This is a genomic window from Chelatococcus sp. CO-6, from assembly GCF_001271345.1.
GTDB lineage: Bacteria > Pseudomonadota > Alphaproteobacteria > Rhizobiales > Beijerinckiaceae > Chelatococcus_A > Chelatococcus_A caeni.
Genome location: NZ_CP012398.1, coordinates 451,734 through 471,333 on the forward strand (window position 1 = coordinate 451,734; position 19,600 = coordinate 471,333).

At 69.1% G+C, this 19,600-nt stretch carries 18 protein-coding genes; 6 read left to right on the top strand and 12 right to left on the bottom strand.

Going from position 1 to position 19,600, the window contains the following annotated elements:
* Positions 1 to 166 precede the first annotated feature (166 nt).
* The 6 genes from AL346_RS02250 to AL346_RS02275 all read right to left on the bottom strand — a co-directional run bounded on the left by AL346_RS02250 (position 167) and on the right by AL346_RS02275 (position 7,289).
* Positions 167 to 2,221 (bottom strand): elongation factor G, encoded by a 2,055-nt coding sequence (locus AL346_RS02250; protein WP_026014811.1) that lies wholly within the window; start codon positions 2,219 to 2,221, stop codon positions 167 to 169.
* 116 nt (positions 2,222 to 2,337) lie between these two features.
* Positions 2,338 to 3,162 carry an ABC transporter permease gene (locus AL346_RS02255; RefSeq protein WP_019400397.1) on the bottom strand — a complete coding sequence of 275 codons (825 nt, stop codon included), beginning with the start codon at positions 3,160 to 3,162 and terminating at the stop codon, positions 2,338 to 2,340.
* Positions 3,155 to 3,949 (bottom strand): ABC transporter ATP-binding protein, encoded by a 795-nt coding sequence (locus tag AL346_RS02260; protein ID WP_019400396.1) that lies wholly within the window; start codon positions 3,947 to 3,949, stop codon positions 3,155 to 3,157. The genes AL346_RS02255 and AL346_RS02260 overlap by 8 nt, the downstream gene beginning before the upstream one ends.
* A gap of 259 nt (positions 3,950 to 4,208) precedes the next feature.
* A complete protein-coding gene (locus AL346_RS02265) occupies positions 4,209 to 5,291 on the bottom strand; it encodes an ABC transporter substrate-binding protein (RefSeq protein ID WP_026014810.1) in 1,083 nt (360 codons plus the stop codon).
* A gap of 130 nt (positions 5,292 to 5,421) precedes the next feature.
* Positions 5,422 to 5,934, bottom strand: a complete 513-nt coding sequence (locus tag AL346_RS24465; protein WP_026014809.1) for a DUF992 domain-containing protein — start codon at positions 5,932 to 5,934, stop codon at positions 5,422 to 5,424.
* Positions 5,935 to 6,086: 152 nt separating this feature from the next.
* The gene (locus AL346_RS02275; protein ID WP_019400393.1) at positions 6,087 to 7,289 is read right to left on the bottom strand and encodes a pyridoxal phosphate-dependent aminotransferase; all 1,203 of its coding nucleotides are present in this window, start codon (positions 7,287 to 7,289) and stop codon (positions 6,087 to 6,089) included.
* A gap of 302 nt (positions 7,290 to 7,591) precedes the next feature.
* Here AL346_RS02275 and AL346_RS02280 point away from each other — a divergent pair, with 302 nt between their 5' ends.
* Together AL346_RS02280 and AL346_RS02285 are read left to right on the top strand one after the other, a co-directional pair.
* Positions 7,592 to 7,810 (top strand): hypothetical protein, encoded by a 219-nt coding sequence (locus AL346_RS02280; RefSeq protein ID WP_019400392.1) that lies wholly within the window; start codon positions 7,592 to 7,594, stop codon positions 7,808 to 7,810.
* A gap of 143 nt (positions 7,811 to 7,953) precedes the next feature.
* The gene (locus AL346_RS02285; protein ID WP_019400391.1) at positions 7,954 to 9,108 is read left to right on the top strand and encodes a PQQ-dependent sugar dehydrogenase; all 1,155 of its coding nucleotides are present in this window, start codon (positions 7,954 to 7,956) and stop codon (positions 9,106 to 9,108) included.
* On the opposite strand, the gene AL346_RS02290 is transcribed toward AL346_RS02285, so the two are convergent.
* The 3 genes from AL346_RS02290 to AL346_RS02300 all read right to left on the bottom strand — a co-directional run bounded on the left by AL346_RS02290 (position 9,109) and on the right by AL346_RS02300 (position 10,865).
* Positions 9,109 to 9,471, bottom strand: coding sequence for a DMT family protein (locus AL346_RS02290; RefSeq protein ID WP_019400390.1), 363 nt, complete (start codon positions 9,469 to 9,471; stop codon positions 9,109 to 9,111).
* Between the two features lie 74 nt (positions 9,472 to 9,545).
* Entirely contained in the window at positions 9,546 to 10,409 is an 864-nt protein-coding gene (locus AL346_RS02295) for a hypothetical protein (protein WP_019400389.1), read from the bottom strand.
* A gap of 180 nt (positions 10,410 to 10,589) precedes the next feature.
* A complete protein-coding gene (locus AL346_RS02300; protein ID WP_019400388.1) occupies positions 10,590 to 10,865 on the bottom strand; it encodes a SemiSWEET family sugar transporter in 276 nt (91 codons plus the stop codon).
* 191 nt (positions 10,866 to 11,056) lie between these two features.
* Between AL346_RS02300 and AL346_RS02305 the strand changes: the two genes are divergently transcribed.
* Positions 11,057 to 11,491, top strand: coding sequence for a Dabb family protein (locus AL346_RS02305; RefSeq protein ID WP_245258829.1), 435 nt, complete (start codon positions 11,057 to 11,059; stop codon positions 11,489 to 11,491).
* 4 nt (positions 11,492 to 11,495) lie between these two features.
* Here the strand turns inward: AL346_RS02305 and AL346_RS02310 are convergent, their stop codons facing one another.
* Positions 11,496 to 12,194 carry a bifunctional 2-polyprenyl-6-hydroxyphenol methylase/3-demethylubiquinol 3-O-methyltransferase UbiG gene (locus AL346_RS02310; protein ID WP_019400386.1) on the bottom strand — a complete coding sequence of 233 codons (699 nt, stop codon included), beginning with the start codon at positions 12,192 to 12,194 and terminating at the stop codon, positions 11,496 to 11,498.
* A 258-nt stretch (positions 12,195 to 12,452) separates the two neighbouring features.
* Here AL346_RS02310 and uvrB point away from each other — a divergent pair, with 258 nt between their 5' ends.
* The 3 genes from uvrB to AL346_RS02325 all read left to right on the top strand — a co-directional run bounded on the left by uvrB (position 12,453) and on the right by AL346_RS02325 (position 17,135).
* Positions 12,453 to 15,044, top strand: a complete 2,592-nt coding sequence (uvrB, locus tag AL346_RS02315; RefSeq protein WP_019400385.1) for an excinuclease ABC subunit UvrB — start codon at positions 12,453 to 12,455, stop codon at positions 15,042 to 15,044.
* A gap of 107 nt (positions 15,045 to 15,151) precedes the next feature.
* Positions 15,152 to 16,432 (top strand): adenylate/guanylate cyclase domain-containing protein, encoded by a 1,281-nt coding sequence (locus AL346_RS02320; RefSeq protein ID WP_019400384.1) that lies wholly within the window; start codon positions 15,152 to 15,154, stop codon positions 16,430 to 16,432.
* Between the two features lie 142 nt (positions 16,433 to 16,574).
* Positions 16,575 to 17,135, top strand: a complete 561-nt coding sequence (locus AL346_RS02325) for an NADPH-dependent FMN reductase (protein ID WP_026014807.1) — start codon at positions 16,575 to 16,577, stop codon at positions 17,133 to 17,135.
* Position 17,136: 1 nt separating this feature from the next.
* Here AL346_RS02325 and chrA read toward each other — a convergent pair whose 3' ends face one another.
* Positions 17,137 to 18,543: a chromate efflux transporter gene (chrA, locus tag AL346_RS02330; protein ID WP_053193213.1), complete on the bottom strand. Its 1,407-nt coding sequence runs from the start codon at positions 18,541 to 18,543 to the stop codon at positions 17,137 to 17,139.
* Complete coding sequence (locus tag AL346_RS02335) at positions 18,540 to 19,364, bottom strand: sulfurtransferase/chromate resistance protein (RefSeq protein ID WP_019400381.1); 825 nt, start codon at positions 19,362 to 19,364, stop codon at positions 18,540 to 18,542. The genes chrA and AL346_RS02335 overlap by 4 nt, the downstream gene beginning before the upstream one ends.
* Positions 19,365 to 19,600: the final 236 nt, after the last annotated feature.

The window sequence follows — 19,600 nt, forward strand, 5'->3', positions numbered from 1 at the left end:
CGCGGGATTCGGCGCCGAAATGACCGCATGAAAGCGCCTGCAGCCGCGGCCCGGCCGCTTCGGCGCATCGACGGCCCGCGAGAACGGCGCAAAAGCGCAGGAGAATCATCTTCCCCCTCCTCGCGTGGACGAAGAGGGGGGAAGATGGTCTGGTCCGCTCAGCCCCTCAGCCGCTGACCGCCGTGGCGCGGGCCGTGACGACCTGATCGGCCGACTTGCCGCTGAGTTCGGCGAGATGGTCGAAGCGCGCCGAGAAGCTGCCGACACCGGCGGTGGCCGAGCGCAGTTCGACGATGAGGTCGTCCATCTCCGCCTCCGGGATCATGGCGCTCACCAGGTCCCAGCCGAGCCAGCCCGGCCGCCCGTCGTAGCCGAGGATCTGCCCCCGCCGCGCCGAGATGATCGCGGTCGCCTTCGACATCGCCTCCGTCGGCACGGCGATCTCCACCGCCAGCATCGGCTCGAGCAGCACGGGCTTGGCATTCGGCAGCATCTCGGCCATGGCGAGCCTTGCCGCGGCGCGGAAGGCCATGTCGGAGGAATCGACCGTGTGGTACGAGCCGTCCGTCAGCGTCACCTTCATGTCGACGACGGGAAAGCCGAGCGGTCCCCGCTCCGCCGCCTCGCGCACGCCGATCTCCACCGAGGGAATGTACTGCTTGGGCACGACGCCGCCAGCGATGGTGTCGGTGAAGACGATGCCCTCGCCGCGCGGCAGCGGCTCGACATGCAGCACGACGTCGCCGAACTGGCCGTGCCCGCCCGACTGCTTCTTGTGGCGGCCGCGGGCATGGGCCGCGTGGCGGATGGTCTCGCGATAGGCGATCTGCGGCTTGCGCACGTCGACCGTGACGCCGAAGCGCGAGGCGAGCCGCGCCATGGCGACGCGCAGGTGCATCTCGCCCTGCCCGCACAGGCGCATCTCGCCGAGGTCGGCACGCTGCTCGAGCACGAGCGAGGGATCCTCCTCGACGATCTTGGCGAGCGCCGTCGTCAGCCGCACGTCGTCCTTGCGGTCGCGCACGACGAGCGCGAGCGAGAAGACGGGATCGGGCGGAGCGACGGAGACGATCGCCGTCGGGCGCTCCTTGCCGGCGGCAAAGGCGTCGGACGTCGCGACATTGTCGAGCCGTGCGAAAGCCGCCGTCTCACCTTCCTCCGCCGTGGCGCGGCGGCTCTGGCCCTGGCCCTTCAGGTCGACGATACCGGCAACGCGCGCCTCTCCCCCGCGCGAGGACACGACCGTGTCGCCCTCGGAAATGGCGCCGCGCAGCACGCGCGCCAGCGTCAGCTTGCCGCCCTGGCCGTTGTGGATCGTCTTCATGGCGAAGGCGAGCGGCGGTCCCTCCTCCGGCACGCCGAGGCGGACCCGCGTCTGGGCGAGCCGCGGCGCCTCGTGGCGCAGCGCCTTGAGCAGGCGCGTGACACCGTTGCCGCGCTCGGCCGAGCCGAACAGGACCGGCACGACATGCATGTCGCGCACCTCGCGCGAGAGGTCGTCGAACACCCTGTCGCGCGGCGGCTCGATCTCCTCGACGAGATCCTCCATGAGTTCGTCGTCATAGTCGGCGAGCCGCTCGAGCATCGAGAAGCGCGCCTCCTTCTCGCGGCCGACCTCGGTGACGGGCAGGTCGATCACCTCACTCGCGGCATATTCGCGGTAGACGAAGGCCCGCTCCAGGGCGAGGTCGATGAAGCCGATGGCGATGCCGTCCTTCCAGATGGGGATCTGGCGCAGCAGGAGCGGCGTGCGCGACGCCCGCTGCAGGCTGGCGAGCGTCTCGCGCACGCGCCGGCTCGCCGCGTCGATCTTGTTGAGGAACAGGAAGCGCGGCACGTCCGCCTCCTCGAGCTCGCGCATCACGAGCTCGAGCGCCGGCACCTTGCGGTCGTCCGCCTCGCAGACGACGACGGCCGCATCGCAGGCCGGCAGGACGGTGCGCATGTCGTGCAGGAACTCGACGGACCCCGGGCAATCCACGAAGGTGAAGCGCTCGCCGAGGAAATCGCCGCTCGCGACGTTGGGCTCGATGCTCATGCCCTGCGCCCGCGCCTCGGGCGAGGCATCGCCGGTCGTGTTCCGGTCCGCAACCTTCCCCTGCCGGTCGATCGCCCCCATGCGGGCGAGACAGGCCTCCATCAGGCTGGTCTTGCCACTCTGGTAGGGGCCGACGATGGCGATGCACCGGGGCCCCGCTCGTTCTCTACCGTTGGCATCCATGGCCGCCTCTCCCTGACATGACGGCTGCTCGGGCCGTCATGTGATCGTCACGCCGTCGAGCGTGCGAATCAAGGGTCGAGGTGAGGCGGCGCCCGCAACGGCGCGGGCGACGCGGCTCAACGCCAGGCGAGCAGGCGCTTTTCGACGGCCCCGATGACGCCCGCGACGGTGAGGCCGAGCAGCGAGAGCACGACGACCCCGGCGAGCAGGCGGTCCGACTGCATGAGGTTGCCGGCGGCCAGCACCATGGCGCCGACGCCCTCGTTGGCGCCGATCATCTCGGCGGCGATGAGCAGGACGATGCCGATGGAGGAGGCGATGCGCATGCCCGACAGGATGCCCGGCAGGGCCCCCGGCAGGATGATCTTCGAGATGATGGCGAAGGAGGACAGCCCGAAGCTGCGGCCCATGCGCACGAGCGAGCGGTCGACATTGTCCACGGCCCCGTAGGTCGCGATCACCATCGGGAAGAAGGTGCCGAAGGCGATGGTCGCCACCTTCGAGCTTTCGCCGATGCCGAACCACAGGATGAAGAGCGGCAGGAGCGCGATCTTCGGGATGGGGAAGAGCGCCGCGACCAGCGTCGCTCCCGGCGAGCGCACCAGGCTCGACAGGCCGATGGCCATGCCGAAGGCGATGCCCGCCGTGCCGCCGATGGCGAAGCCGCCCGCAAGCCGCACGAGCGAGGCGGAGAGATGGGTGGCGAGCTCGCCGCTGAGGGCCATGCGCTTGAGGGCGTCAATCACCTCGCCCGGGCTCGGGGCGAGGACCGGGCTCATCCAGCCGAAGCTGGAGGCGGCCTGCCACAGGAGGATGAGCGCGACGAGGGCGGCGAAGCCGACGAGCCGATGGGTGCGCGGCAGGAAAAGCCCGCCGCGGAAGGTGACGGGACGGTTGTCGGCCGTGGCCGCCGGGCGCAGGTCATGAGCCACATCAGCCATTGATCGTCTCCACATCGGCGAGTTCCCGGTCCGCCTCGGCGGCATCGGCCCGGATCAGCTCCCACAGCTCGCGGGCGCGGCGCACCAGCTCCGGGTCGTCCGAGCGGCGCGCCCGCCGGTCGCCGGCGACGGTGACCGTCTCGCGCACGCGCCCGGGGCGGCGCGACAGGACGAGGATGCGGTCGGCGAGCCGCACCGCCTCGTCGAGATTGTGCGTGACATAGACCATGCCGAGCGCCTCGGCGCTGCCCTCCCCCGAGACGAGTTCCACGAGGTCGTCCATCAGCAGTTCGCGTGTCTGCGCATCGAGCGCCGACAGAGGTTCGTCCATCAGCAGCACCGCCGGCCGCGCCGCGAGCGCGCGGGCGATGCCGACGCGCTGGCGCATGCCGCCGGAGAGCTGCTTGGGATAGGCCCTGGCGAAATCGGTGAGGCCTGTGCGGGCGAGGACGTCGCGGATCGTCTCCGCCACGACGGCCTGCGACAGGCCGTGCCCCTCCAGCACCAGACGCACGTTGCCTTCCACGGTACGCCAGGGCAGCAGGGCGAAGTCCTGGAAGACGAAGGTCAGCGGGTTGAGCGAGGCAGCGGGCGGCGCGCCGGCGACGAGCGCCCGCCCCGCCTGCGGCTTCTCGAGCCCGCCGAGGATGCGCAGCAGCGTCGACTTTCCGCAGCCCGACGGGCCGACGATGGCGACGACCTCGCCCGGCCCGACGGTGAAGGAGATGTCGTCCAGCACCGGCAGGGGGCCGTAGGCATGGGCGATATGGTCGGCGATGAGCTGCATGTCCGGTCTTTCAAACAATTGCTGCGGCGGGAGCGCCGCCGCAGGTAATCACACCCGAAAAAGGCCTCTCAGAAGGGCGGCGAAAAACGACATGCTCACACGCTGGCCAAGGCTTGTCCGACTTGTGCCACCCTTAAGAGACGCAACACGCAAGCGCGTTGCTATTGTTATCCACGCCTTCGGACCTTGCTCGCGTGTCGCGGCGTGGATGCCCGCGAGAAGCGCGGGCATGACGGTTGTGAAATCGGAGCGGCCGCTTTCAGTTGGCGTTGATGTGCCCGTCGATGAAGCTGAGGTCGAGGATCGACTTGGCGTCCACCGACGCATCGACGAGGCCTTCGTCCTTCAGCCATTGCACCTGGGTCAGGATGTCGGCGACGTCGAGCCGGGCCTTCTCGTCGACGAAGAAGGCCGCGCCCTTGACCTTGGCAGCCGCCTGGGCCGGCTCCTCCGACGGGTAGACGTGCTTGGCGACGAGCGCGGCCGTGGCGTCGCTGTCGGGCGCATAGGCGATGTTGCCCGAGGCATCCTTGGCGAGGAACGCCTTGGCGTAGTCCTCGGCGCCCTTCTGGTAGGCGCGCACGAATTTCTCGACCGTGGCGCGCTTGTCCGTGGTCATCTTGGTGCTCGTGAACAGTCCGCCGAACTGGTACTCGGTGACGTCGGAGACGCGCCCGATGAGCTTGGCCTCGCCCGAGGCGGCGAGCGGCTTGGCAAGATGCGGCGCGATGATGATGGCGTCGACCTGCCCGCTCTTGATGCTCGCCACCATGTTGGGCAGCGACTGCAGCGGCTTGAGTTCGACGCTCTTGAGCGCGAAGCCGTTGGCGGCGGCGATCTGCCCCATCTGGTAGTGGAAGGACGAGCCCACCTGCGTGATGCCGACCGACTTGCCGGAGAGCTTGTCGAGGCTCGTCAGGCCCTTCTCGTAGGCGGCGTTGGAGGCGAGCACGAGGTTGCCCTCGTAGCCCTTCTTCTCACGCGCCTGGGCGGCGATGACCTTGAGCGCGCCCTTGCCGGCGAGATTGTAGAAGCCGGCCGTGAAGGCCGTGACGCCGAACTCGGTGTCGCCGGAGACGACGGCGAGCGCGATGGGCTGCGCGGCCTCGAAGAACTTCAGCTCGACATCGAGCCCCTCGTCCTTGAAATAGCCCTTCTCCACGGCGAGGAAGAGCCCGCCCGAGGAGACGAAGCGCAGCACGCCGACCGTCACCTTCTCCTGCGCCGCGGCCGGCAGCACGGATCCTGCAAGGCCCGCGACGACGAAAGCCGCCACCGCGGCCTTGCGCCCGATCGATGCCAGACGCCAGCGCGCCGACGGCCGAGAAGCAACCCCTGTCATTGAGCATCCCCCGTTTGATGCGCCTTCGGCGCTGATGCGTTGGGCACACCAATACGGGGCCGGCCGGCTGCCGTAAACAAGGAAAACCCCGGCTCGTGCCGGGGTTTGCTCCGGTTGTGGACGCGGGTCCTCAGCGGGCGAGTTCGAGCCGCATGTCGGCGACGCCGAGCGCGAGGTTGAGGCCGGTCTGGCCCTGCACGGAGAGCGGCTGGAGGCTGACGGCACGGTTGGAGCCGCCGACGAGGACATTGGCGCCGACACCTGCGCCCACCGTCGCCTCACCACTCGCGCCGGCATATTCGCCCTGCAGGGCGCCGCGGCCGAGCCGGCTCGTCGAGGCCGCGACAGCCCAGACAAGCACGCCGCCCGTCGTTGCGCCGATGTCGAGCCCGAACTTGCGGATCGTGCCGACATACTGCTCCGTGCGGCCGCGGTTGTCCGTGAAGCGGCAGTTCAGAGCGCGCTGGGAGGTGATGATGAAACCGACCCCGCCGGAGACGTTGCAGGCGAGGCGGCCCACCTCGGTTTTGGGCGATGCTCGTACGGGGCTCGATTGTGCGAAGGCATGATGCGCGCCGATGCCCCCTATGCCGACGATCGCGATGGCGGCCAGGGTTGTGGCCGCTGTGGGTCGCTTGCTCACGGCTTGGCTCCCATTGTCTGAGGACAGGATGGGACAACAACGCGCGGCCCGACCGACGGTTCCCTCACCTGCCGCACGTGTGGAGCCGATCACCGGCCGGAACGACAACGGGGCCCGAAGGCCCCGTCGCATTCCGGCAGGACGAGCCGCGTTCAGCGCAGGCTGGCGCAGAAGCGCTGGACGCGATGGCAGGCCTCCTCGAGCTTCTCGTTCGAGGTGGCGTAGCTGATCCTGAGGTTCGGGCCGAGGCCGAAGGACGAGCCGTGCACGGCCGCGACGCCCTCCGTCGCCAGCAGCTCGAGCACGAAGTCCTCGTCCGTCTCGATCTTCTTGCCCGAGGGCGCGGTCCGGCCGATGAGCTCGGCGCAGGAGGGATAGACGTAGAACGCGCCCTCCGGCGTCGGGCAGGAGAGGCCCTTGGCCTGGTTGAGCATGGACACGACGAGGTCGCGACGCTCCTCGAAGGCCTTGCGGAAGCGCGGCAGGTGGTCCTGCGGGCCGGCGAGCGCCTCGACCGCGGCCCATTGCGCGATCGAGCAGGCGCCCGAGGTCTGCTGGCCCTGCACGAGGTCCATGGCCTTGATGAGCTGCTCCGGACCGGCCGCGTAGCCGATGCGCCAGCCGGTCATGGCATAGGCCTTGGAGACGCCGTTCATGGTCAGCGTGCGCTCGTAGAGCGCCGGCTCCACCTGCGCCGGGGTGACGAAGGTGAAGTCGCCGTAGACGAGGTGCTCGTACATGTCGTCGGTCAGCACCCACACGTGCGGATGGCGGACGAGCACGTCCGTCAGCGCCTTCATCTCGGCGAAGCTGTAGGCCGCGCCGGAGGGATTCGACGGCGAGTTGAGGATGACCCACTTCGTCTTCTTCGTGATGGCGCGCTCCAGCGCCTCCGGCCGGAGCTTGAAGTTGTCCTCGAGCTTGGCCTCGGCGAAGACGGGCGTGCCGCCGTTGAGCGCCACCATCTCCGGATAGCTCACCCAGTAGGGCGCCGGGATGACGACCTCGTCGCCGGGGTTCAGCGTGGCGAGCAGGGCGTTGTAGATGACCTGCTTGCCGCCGGTGCCGACGATGGTCTGCGAGGGCTTGTAGTCGAGCCCGTTCTCGCGCTTGAACTTGGCGGCGATGGCCTCGCGCAGCTGCGGGATGCCCGAGACGGGCGTGTACTTCGTCTCGCCGCGCTCGATGGCCGCGATGGCCGCCCGCTTGATGTTCTCGGGCGTGTCGAAATCCGGCTCGCCGACAGACAGCGAGATCACGTCCCGCCCCTCGGCTTTGAGATCCCTCGCCTTCTGCGTGAGCGTGATGGTCGCGGACGGCTTGATGCGGGACAAAGCGTCGGCGAGGAAGGCCATGGAACGTCTCCGGATTGGACTGGTGTCGAGCCCGCGCGCACGGGCGCCGTTCGTGTAGTGCCGCCGGCCGCCGAGAGCAAGCCAAACGTGCTCATGGCATCGATGAATTGGCCGAATGGGTCGGCGCCGGAGAAGCGGCCGGCGGGAACAAATGCGGCCGGGGCGGCATTGGACAATCACGCCGCCCGGCTCCCGCGGGGAAGACTGAATTGCTGAACCCGTGTGCGCCAACGCACCGCGGCCCCGTGTATACGGCAGCAAAATCTCACTCGTCCACAAGTCGTGGACATGGAGTAAGAGCCATGAACGTCAACGATCCGATCCGCCTCTCGGACATCCGCCGGCCCCGCGCCGTGGCGGCTTCCGTCACGCGCGTCGAAGCGGAACGCCAGTTCAAGTTCTCCCTCGCGCTTCTCGTCATCCTGACGCTCGGCACCGCGGCCGTCGCCATCGGCACCGGCATCGGCACGGGCCAGACCGTCGCCCGCGAGCCGGCCGTCATCGTGCATCCCGTTTCCTGACGGCAATCACCCTGATCGATGGACCGCTGCGGGCGCCGCCTCGCAGCAACGTGACCTTGCAGCCATTGACCGTCCGTGACCGCTTCTTAGCCTGACGGGCAGCCTTTCCGGCCCGACGGGCCTGCGCGATCACGGAGACGACCATGTCCATCGGCTTGTGCGGCCGGCTCTCGGCGGCAGCCGCGCTGACCCTCCTGCCTGCCCTCGACGCGGCGGCTCAGAATGCCGAGCCTCTGCGCGCGAAGACCCGCCAGGGCGAGATCGTTGTCGAGACGGTCGCGTCGGGCCTCGCCCATCCCTGGGGCCTCGCCTTCCTGCCCGACGGCGCCATGCTCGTCACCGAGCGGCCCGGCAACATCCGCCGTATCTCCGCCGACGGGACGGTCTCGAACCCGCTTGCCGGCACGCCCGACGTCGCCGCCCGGGGCCAGGGCGGCCTCCTCGATATCGCGCTCGATCCCGGCTTCGCTAGCAACCGCACGCTCTACCTCACCTATGCCGAGCCACGCCGGGGCGGCGGCGCGGGCACGGCCGTCGCGCGCGCCCGGCTGAACAACGACGCCAGCGCGCTCGGCGACGTCACGGTCATCTTCCGGCAGGAGCCATCCTATTCCGGCGCCAACCACTACGGCTCGCGCCTCGCCTTCGCGCCGGACGGCACGCTCTTCGTCACGCTCGGCGAGCGCTTCAACCTGCGCGACAAGGCCCAGGATCTCACGACCCATCTCGGCAAGGTGGTGCGGATCGGGACCGACGGCTCCGTGCCCGGGGACAATCCCTTCGTCGGCCGGCAGGATGCGCGACCGGAGATCTGGTCCTACGGCCACCGCAATGCGCAGAGCGCCGCGATCAATCCCGATACCGGCGAATTGTGGACCATCGAGCACGGCGCCCGCGGCGGCGACGAGATCAACATCACCCGCAAGGGCCGCAACTACGGCTGGCCGGTGATCAGCTACGGCGTCGACTATTCCGGCGCCAAGATCGGCGAGGGCACGGCGAAAGAAGGCATGGAGCAGCCGCTCTACTACTGGGATCCCTCGATCGCGCCGTCGGGCATGGCCTTCTACACCGGCGACGCCTTCCCGCAATGGCGCGGCAGCCTGTTCACCGGCGCGCTCGCCGGCCGCATGCTCGTGCGCATCGAGCGCAACGGGGACCGCATCCTGGGCGAGGAGCGGATGCTGCGCGACCTCGGCGAACGCATCCGCGACGTGCGGCAGGGGCCGGACGGCTTCCTCTACCTCCTGACGGATTCCTCCGATGGCCGGGTGCTCAGGCTGCGCCCGGCGGGCTGATCAGCCGAGCGGCCCGCGGAAGATGAAGAAGGCCCCGGCGGCGATGAGCGCGAAGCCGACGAGGTGGTTCAGCGTCAGCGCTTCCTTGAGATAGACCACCGAGAACAGCGCGAAGACGACGAGGGTGATCACCTCCTGCATCGTCTTGAGCTCGGCCGCCGAATAGACCTCGTGGCCGATGCGGTTGGCCGGCACGGCGAACCAGTATTCGATGAAGGCGATGGCCCAGCTCGCCGAGACCGCGATCCACAGGGGCGAGGTCTTGAACTTCAGGTGCCCGTACCAGGCGAAGGTCATGAACACGTTGGAGAGGACGAGGAGCGCGACCGGCGCGACGTGGGGAGTTGAGACGGCAGGCAGCATGAACGGGACCGAGGTGGTTGGAGCGCGCCCTCATGCTCCATCCGCGCCCTCCAGGCAAGGATATTCGATAGGCCTCAGCCGCCGGGCCGGAAGATGAGGTTGAGCCGCGTCCCCGCCGACAGCCCGGCCGCGTCCGCGCCGACCGGCAGCGCATAGCCGACGGACGATTCCAGATAGAGCTTGAGCCGGTCGTCGGCCGACTTGAGCACGTCCACCTTGGCCTTGACCTGCGGCCTCAAGGTGGTCTGCCAGCGCTCGGCCCCGTGGCTGGTGTAGACCGTGTTGACGGCGAGCTCCGGCATCACGGACCAGGCGCCCTCCCCGCCGCGGAAACGCCGCCCGAGCGCCACATCGAGCGTCTGCGAGTATGGCGCGTGGCCGACCGGCAGGCCGCCGCCGAAGCCCGCCGACCACACCCAGCCCTCGTCCGCCGGCATCTGCCGGGCGACGCGCCAGGCAAGGCGCGTATCGACGGGTTGCCAGGTGCCCTCACCGCTCTTGAATTCGGTGGCGAACGACACACCCTGCCCGGTCCTCAGCCGCAGGCCGAAGGCCTTCTCCTGCCGCACGGCCAACGGGCCGCTGAGGCCCGCGTCGGTCTCCTTGATGCCTCTCGCCACCGGCGCCAGCGTCAGGATCGGCGCGATGGCGCGCCGGTTGCCGCGCCTCAGCAACTGCGCGGCGATCGCGGACATCTCGGCCCAGATCGGCTCCTGCGGGCTGTCGGTCCACATCTCGGCATTGAAGGAGAACGACTGGTCGAATGCCTGCCATTCCTCGAGCGGCATGGCCTGGCCCTCGGGCGGGGGCCGCACCGGAGGCAGCGGCGCGGTGGCAGGCATCGCCTCGGATGCGGAGGCGGGCGCGCTGGCGGCGGCAACGACGACGGCAGCGGCCGAAAGCAGGCGCAGCCGGCGCCGCGCGCATGCCGAACGCATGCGCGCAAAGCGACCTTGTCCGCAGCTTCGGGTTCGCCGTGTCATATCCGGTCATCTCGTTGGCAGCACGTCGCCAGCCCCGTCCGGGGACCGGCGGTCTCGCCTGTCGGGCGGAGCGGAACGGTCCCGAACCGTTACGCGTCGTGATGAACGAAATCTTAACGCCTGCGGGGCGCGCCGTCACCCGTAACGCAGCTTCATCGTCAGGATGACGCCGAGCAGGACGAGGGTGACGGCATTGGAGCCGATCAGCGGCCAGCTGCCGATGAACAGGCCGTAGACGAGCCACAGCACGACGCCGCAGGTCAGCGCCACCTGCGTCGTCAGCGAGATCGCCCGCGTCTCGCGCGTGCGGATGACGCGGGCCGCCTGCGGGATCCAGCACAGCGTCGTGAGCACGGCGGCAACGGCGCCGACGGCTTCGATCGAGAAAACGGAAAGGAGACCGTCGGCCATCGCTGCGGCGCTTTCGGAGAGACTGTTCTGATACTGCCAGCCCGATCTTCGGCATGCCCGTGCAGCCCCGTCCAGTCAACGGCGCGCCACGCATGACGGGACGCCGATTTCGCATAGCCGTGCGCCGTCGGCGCGAAGTCGCGAGGCCGCCGCCGCGGCTAAGGTCGCCCAAACAGATCGAGGCCGCGCTGATGACGACACAACCGATCTCCAGACGTTCGCTGACACGCGCGCTGATGCTGCCGGCGATCGGCGCGGCGGCAGTTGGCGCCTTTGCCATGCCTGCAGCGGCCACGGCGGGCGGACCGCGGGTGCGGCACGTCGTCCTCGTCAGGTTCGCGACCGGGACGGAACAGGGCGAGATCGAGGCCGTCTTCGACGCGCTCGCCAACCTCCGGGCGGTCGTCCCTGGCATGCTCGGCTTCGAGGGCGGGCACGACACCAGCCCGGAAGGGCTGGCGCGCGGTTACACGCACGGCTTCGTGGTCGATTTCGCCGACGCCGCGGCGCGCGACGCCTATCTCGCCCATCCCGATCACAAGGTCGCGGGTGCCGCCCTGGTCGCCCTGTGCGAAGGCGGCATCGACGGCATCCTCGTGCTCGACTTCGAGCTGTCGGACGTTTGAGCCGTCACACGCGCAGGTCGCGCCGCCGTACGACGAAGATGCTGGTGCCGGTGAAGTCACGCCAGTGATGCTCGGGAATATTGGCCTCGCGCAGCACCTCGGGCGGAAAATCCCTTGTCAGGTCATAGTTCGGGGCCATGTCGAAGATCATGCCGAGGGTCTCGGCGATGAACCTGCGGCCGAAATGGCGGTAGTGGCGGAAGGCCCCGAAGCGCGCGGCCTTCTCCTCGTCGCTCGCATCGACGATGGCATCGGTGAAATCGTCCCCGACGATCGGTACGCTGAACAGCATCGCGCCGTTCTCGCTCAACGACTGGGCGAGACGGATGAGCACGACCGAATAATTGCACTCGATATGCTCGAGCACATGGTTGTGCACGATGAGATCGTAGCGGCTGCGCGGCAGGGTGAACACGTCGCGGCACAGGTCGAACGGCTCGACGTCGAGGCCGAGATGGGCATAGCGCGGCGGGTCGATGTCGACGGCGCGGTAGTTCTCTCTGGCGATGCCGCGCAGGAGCTGCGACAGCCCTTGCTCGGGCGCGAAATGCAGCACGTGCGCGCCCGGCTGCGGCCGCACCTGTTCCGTGATCTTCAGAGCCGCGACCCGTGTGCGCTCCAGCGAGCGGCAGGTGGTGCAGCGCGCCAACGGGCGCTTCGGCATGTCCTCGAAGGCGGTGCCGCCGCAGATGTTGCAACGCATCGATCATCAATCTCCCTGCCCCACGGCCGCGCCTTTGTGCACCGGTCCTGTCGCAGGGGCAACGGGAAGGCCGGCAGCGGGCGGATCGCACATCGCCTTCTTCAGGAGCAGCTTCGTTTTCCGGGCACATGCAGCGAAGCGGAATGCGGCCCGGGAACCAGCGCCGGCAACGCGCCGAAGGCTCCAGACGAGTCGCCTGGCTCCGCCCGCCGCACGACCCCCTTCCGTCACGCGCAGACTCGTACCATATTCGTTCTCATGGCCCGCAAGTCGTCTTCCCCCCGCTCCAAGGCCGCAAAGCCGGAGCTGAAACCGCTCGACCCGTTTCTCGCGGATCTGCTCAACCCGGCCCTCAACAAGGGCACCGCCGGGCCGGGCGGAGCCGCCGGCTTCGGCGAGGCGCCCCAGGCACGCTTCGTTCCCGAGGCCGGCGACGCGCCGTCGCGGCGCGCCGGCAAGCGGACGGATAGGCCAGCGGATGCCGAGGCTGCGCCGGGCGGTGTCTCGGCGACGGTCGCGGCGCTGTCGGCCCTGCTCGAAAGCGGCAATCCACTCTTCAAGGACGGCAAGCTGTGGACGCCGCATCGCCCGCCCCGGCCGGAGAAGTCCGAAGGCGGCATCAGCTTCCGCATGAAGTCGGACTTCGAGCCCGCCGGCGACCAGCCGCAGGCGATCAAGGAACTGGTGGGCGGCGTCGAGGCCGCCGAGCGCGACCAGGTGCTGCTCGGCGTCACCGGCTCGGGCAAGACCTTCACCATGGCCAAGGTCATCGAGGAGACGCAGCGCCCGGCGCTCATCCTCGCCCACAACAAGACCCTGGCGGCCCAGCTCTACGGCGAGTTCAAGTCCTTCTTCCCGGACAACGCCGTCGAGTACTTCGTCTCCTACTACGACTATTACCAGCCGGAGGCCTACGTCCCGCGCTCGGACACCTATATCGAGAAGGAATCCTCGATCAACGAGCAGATCGACCGCATGCGCCACTCGGCGACGCGCGCGTTGCTGGAGCGCGACGATGTCATCATCGTCGCCTCGGTCTCGTGCATCTACGGTATCGGCTCGGTCGAGACCTACACCGCCATGACCTTCTCGGTGAAGGTGGGCGAGACCATCGAGCAGCGCCAGCTCATCGCCGACCTCGTCGCCCTGCACTACAAGCGCACGCAGCTCGACTTCGCGCGCGGCACCTTCCGCGTGCGCGGTGACGTCATCGAGCTCTTCCCGGCCCACTACGAGGACCGGGCCTGGCGCATCAGCCTCTTCGGCGACGAGGTGGAATCGATCGTCGAGTTCGATCCGCTCACCGGCGAGAAGACGGCCGACCTCTCCTTCGTCAAGGTCTACGCCAATTCGCACTACGTGACGCCGCGCCCGACGCTCATCCAGTCCATCAAGGGCATCAAGGAAGAGCTGAAATGGCGCCTTGAGGAGCTCAACCGCATGGGCCGCCTGCTCGAGGCCCAGCGGCTCGAGCAGCGCACCACCTTCGACCTCGAGATGATGGAGGCGACCGGCTCCTGCGCCGGCATCGAGAATTATTCGCGCTATCTCACCGGCCGCAAGCCGGGCGAGCCGCCGCCGACGCTGTTCGAATACCTGCCCGACAACGCCCTCATCTTCGTCGACGAGAGCCACGTCACCGTGCCGCAGATCGGCGCCATGTACCGCGGCGACTTCCGCCGCAAGGCGACGCTCGCCGAATACGGCTTCCGCCTGCCCTCGTGCATGGACAACCGGCCGCTGCGCTTCGAGGAATGGGACGCCATGCGGCCGCAGTCGGTCTACGTCTCGGCGACGCCGGCCAACTGGGAGATGGAGCGTACCGGCGGCGTCTTCGTCGAGCAGGTCATCCGCCCGACCGGCCTCGTCGATCCGCCGGTCGAGATCCGCCCGGCGCGCAGCCAGGTGGACGACCTCCTCGGCGAGGTGAAGGCGGTGGCCGCCCAGGGCTACCGCGCCCTCGTCACCGTGCTGACCAAGCGCATGGCCGAGGATCTGACGGAATATCTGCACGAGCACGGCGTGCGCGTGCGCTACATGCATTCCGACATCGACACGCTGGAGCGCATCGAGATCATCCGCGACCTGCGCCTCGGCACCTTCGACGTGCTCGTCGGCATCAACCTGCTGCGCGAGGGCCTCGACATTCCCGAATGCGCCCTCGTCGCCATCCTCGATGCCGACAAGGAAGGCTTTCTGCGCTCGGAGACCTCGCTCATCCAGACCATCGGCCGCGCCGCGCGCAACGTCGACGGCCGCGTCATCTGCTATGCCGATGCCATGACCGGCAGCCTGGAGCGGGCCATGGCCGAGACCAGCCGGCGCCGCGAGAAGCAGCTCGCCTACAACGCCGAGCACGGCATCACGCCCCAGTCGGTGAAGAAGAACATCGCCGACATCCTCGACTCGGTCTACGAGCGCGATCACGTGCGCGTCGATACCGGCCTCGCCGAGAAGGGGGCCGTCGGCCACAACCTCAAGGCCGTCATGGCCGACCTCGAGAAACGCATGCGCGAGGCCGCCGCCAACCTCGAGTTCGAGGAGGCGGCCCGCCTGCGCGACGAGTTGAAGCGCCTGCAGGCGACCGAGCTCGCCATCGCCAACGATCCGCTGGCGCGGCAGGAGGAGGTGGCCGACAAGGCCGGCAGCTATGCCGGCCAGCGCAAGTATGGCGCCAAGGCCAACCTGCCGCCGCCGGAGAGCGGGTCCCGCGCCCGCAAGCCGACGCTCGACGAGATGGGCCCCGGCCGCGAGACCCTGCCCCGCGCGGCGGGCCCCGCCCCGCACCTCGACGACGACTGGGCCGGCTCGACCAAGGTCAAGAAGGGCGGGCGCCGCCGCAAGGGCTGACGGGCGCCGGGCCAATTCCGCGCGGGCGCCCCAAGAGCGCCCCAGCCCCGGGACGAGATGGTGTATAAATGTCTCCTGCCGGTCGAGACCAGCACAGGAGAACAGCCATGGCCATCTCCGCCCAGCCCGGCGAGGAGGCACGCCTTGCTGCCCTTGCCCGCTACGCGGTCCTCGACACGCCGCCCGAATTTCCCTTCGACGCCCTGACCGAGCTTGCGGCCCAGATCTGCGACTGCCCCGCCGCCCTCATTGGCCTCATCGACGAGCGGCGCGAATTCCTGAAGGCGAAATACGGCCTGCCGCCGGAGCTGACGGAATGCCCGCGCGACATCACCATCTGCTCGCAGAAGCTGTCCCGCAACGACCTGCTCTACATCCCCGATACGATGGCGGACGAGCGCTGCCGCAACCTCGGCACCGTCGCCGGCGAACCGCATGTGCGCTTCTATTGCGGCATGCCCCTGATCAATTCGGAGGGCTACGCCCTCGGCACCCTCTGCGTCATCGACTTCACGGCCCATGAGATCAGCGCGGGCCAGCAGGAGGCCATCCGCCAGCTCGCCCGCCAGGCAGTGGCGCAGCTGGAGCTGCGCCGGCAGCTCATCGAGCGCAACGAGATGCTGCGCGCGCTCGAGGAGGCGCGCACAGCGCTGATCGCGGAAAAGGACAAGGCCGACAGCCTCCTGCTCGACATCCTGCCGGCGGCGATTGCCGAGGAACTGAAGCGCGATCACCGCGTCGAGCCCCGCTATTACGAATCCGCATCGGTCATCTTCACAGACTTCGAGAACTTCACGCATCTGACGGAGCAGACCGAGCCCGCCGGTCTCATCGGTGAGCTCGACCGTGTCTTCAGCTGCTTCGACGAGATCGCCGCCCGCAATCGCATCGAGAAGCTCAAGACCATCGGCGATGCCTACCTGTGCGTCGGCGGGGTGCCTGTCGCCAACCGCTCCCACCCGATCGACGCCTGCCTCGCCGCCCTGCAGATCCGGGCAGCGACGGCCCGAGCCAATCGCGCGCGCGCCAAGCTGCACATGCGCCCCTGGCCGCTGCGCATCGGCATCCACACGGGGCCCCTCATCGCCGGCGTCGTGGGCCGGCACAAGTTCACCTTCGACATCTGGGGCGATACCGTAAATCTCGCCGAGCGCATGGAAGCAGCCTGCACGCCGGACGAGATCAACATCTCCGACCGCACCTGCCTCTATGTCGCCGCCCTGTTCGAGACGGAGCCGCGCGGTTCCGTCGCGGTGAAGAACAAGGGCCCGCTGCCGATGCACTACCTGCGGCGGATCCGGCCGGAGTTCTCCGCCGACGAGGCAGGCACGCTGCCCAACGACCTGTTCTGGCTCGCGGCCCATGCCGCCAATCATCGCGCCGCCTGAGACGCACACGAAGGCGTGAGGTTCGCCGGCCCCGCCGCCGGGCCCGCCTGCCCGCGCCTTGCCGGCGTCACGGGGGCGGCCTAATCCTGTCCGCAGCCGTCTTCACGGTCGAACCCCGCCGATTCTCGCCATGGGAGACTTCATGCTGCGTCTCAACGTCATCATTGCCAGCACCCGTCCGGGCCGCGTCGGCCCGTCCGTCGCCAAGTGGTTTCATGAGCTCGCCGTCAAGCAGGGCACGTTCGACACCCACCTCGTCGATCTCGCCGACTTCCACCTGCCCATCTACGACGAGCCGCACCACCCGCGCCTGGGCAAGTACGAGCACGAGCACACGAAGCGCTGGAGCGAGAGCGTCAAAGCCGCCGATGCCTTCGTCTTCGTCACGCCGGAGTACAACTACGGCCCGACGCCCGCGCTCCTCAACGCGCTCAACTACGTCTACAACGAATGGGGCTACAAGCCCTGCGCCTTCGCCAGCTACGGCGGCGTCTCCGGCGGCCTCAGGGCGGTGCAGATGACGAAGCAGACCTTGTCCGCCATGCGCCTCGTACCCATCGTCGAGGCCGTCACGGTCCCGATGGTCGCCCAGCACGTCAAGGACGGCGTTTTCCAGCCCAACGAACTGCACATCAAGAGCGCCGAGGCGCTCCTCGTCGAGCTGAAGCGCTGGGCCGAGGCGCTGAAGCCGCTGCGCGGCTGAGCTACGCCCCGAGGCCGGCGAGCTGCAGGGCGACGCCGGCGGCGGCGCTGAGGCCGAGCACCGTCATCATGCCCCACCGCAGGCGGAAGACGGCGAGGACGGCGAGGACCGACAGGGCCGCCGCGATCGGCCGGATGCTCTCGAGCTCCGGCACCGCGAGCTTCATGCCGAAGCCCTCGAACGTGCCGACCTCGCCGAAGACGACGTGCAAGGCGAACCATACGGCGAGGTTGAGGATGACGCCCACCACGGCGGCCGTGATCGCGGACAGCGCCGCCGCGAGCCCGCGGTTGTCGCGCAGCCGCTCCACATAGGGCGCGCCGAGGAAGATCCACAGGAAGCACGGCGTGAAGGTGACCCAGGTCGTCAACAGCCCGCCGAGGATGCCGGCCGTGAGCGGCGACAGGGTGCCGGGATCGCGGAAGGCCCCCATGAAGCCGACGAACTGCGTGACCATGATCAGCGGCCCTGGCGTCGTCTCGGCCATGCCGAGCCCGTCCAGCATCTCGCCGGGCGCCAGCCAGCCGTAGGTGCCGACCGCCTCCTGCGCCACATAGGCGAGCACCGCATAGGCCCCGCCGAAGGTCACCACGGCCATCTGGCTGAAGAAGACCGCGATGTCGGCAAACACGTTGCCCGTCCCGAAGGCGGCGAGGAGCGCTGCGGTGGGGGCGAGCCACAGCACGAGCAGCACGGCCGCGACCGTCAGCGCCCGCGTGCCGCCGGGCCGGGCATGGGCGGGAATGGTCTCGCCGAGCACCGTCCGCGCGTCGTCCACGCCCGCCTTGGCGGCCGGGCCGTGCCCGCCGCCGGAGAAGGCCGCCACCCGCCTCAGGCCGCCGATGTAGCCGATGAGGCCGGCCGCGGCGATGATGAGCGGGAACGGCACGGCGAAGACGAAGATGGCGATGAAGGACGCCGCGGCCAGCCACACCATCGTGGCGTTGCGCAGGGCCCGCCGGCCGATGCGCAGCACCGCCTCGAAGACGATGGCGAGCACCGCCGCCTTGAGGCCGAAGAACACCCCCTGCACGAAGCCCACATTGCCGTAGAGCGCGTAGATCACGCTCAGCGCCATGATGGCGACGAGCCCCGGCAGCACGAAGAGCACGCCGGCGACGATGCCGCCGGCGGTGCGGTGCATCAGCCAGCCGATGTAGACGGCGAGCTGCTGCGCCTCCGGCCCCGGCAGCAGCATGCAGAAGTTGAGCGCGTGCAGGAAGCGCTTCTCGCCGAGCCAGCGCTTCTCCTCGACGAGGATGCGATGCATGACCGCGATCTGCCCCGCCGGGCCGCCGAAGCTGAGCGCCGCGATTCGCGCCCAGGTGCGCACGCCTTCCGAGAAGCTTGGAAAGCGGCCGGCGGGCGCCGCGTCCTCGTCCCGCGCGGTCCGCAATGTCTCGGTCATGACGTGCCCTTCATCTTGTTCGTCGGCCAGTTGTGCGTCTCGTCCGTCGCGTCGCGGCACCAGCGGTAGAGCGCGTCATAGAGAACGAGGCCCGCCTCGAGCTGTTCGTTGTCGTCCGCATACATGCGCGACAGGCCGAGGGAAACCGCCAACAGCCCCGCCGCCTCCGGCGCGAGGTCGAGGCGGGCCGTGTCGGCGCCGCGCACGATGGCGGCCAGATGTGACAGCGGCCCGACGGTGAGGCCGAATTCCTCGACCATGACGTCGAAGGTGCACAAGGGCCCGCGGTGGCTCCAGAACACCTCCTCCACGTCGAAGGGCGTGGCGCCGAAACGGTCGGCGACGGCGAGCACCTCGGAGGGCGGGACGAAGAGGAAGACGGCGGCGGGATCGACGAAGCGGCGGACGAGCCAGGGGCAGGCGATTCGGTCGATCTTCGGCCGCGAGCGCGTCACCCACAGCGTGCGGCCCTGCGCGTCCGGCGCCGGCAGCTTCTCGGCCGGCACCATCGGCAGGCCCGCCGTGCTCCAGGCCTGCGTGCCCCCCTCCAGCACCTCGGCGGCGATGCCGGCCTGGCGCAGCCAGGCTGCCGCGCCGTGGCTGAGCTTCAGCCCCTTCTGGCAGATGACGACGACCTGGCGGCCGATGAACTCCTGCGCCCATCGGGCCGCCTCCGTTCCCGGCCGGCGTATCGCCCCCGGCACGAGGCGCGGCTCGGCGGCGAAATCCTCGTCGGTGCGCACGTCGACGAGAACCGGGCACTTCGGCGTGCCGATGAGACGGAAGAGCTTGTCCGGAGAAATGGCATTGAACGACGGCATGACAGCGTCCCTTCTCAATCAAGAGGAGCGGAACGCGATGCTTCGGCCTGTCGCCTCGTGAGGGGATCGCAGAACCCCCATGCGCAGATGAGGCGACAAGATCCGCGGCTTGTCAATGTCGCCGGCGCATGCCGTCACATCTGCGTGAGGAGACGGCCGGAATGCCGCGACGATGGCACGCACGGCATGGTTGCCGGATGACGCCGTTGAGAACGCAACCCATCTTCCCGCGGGGG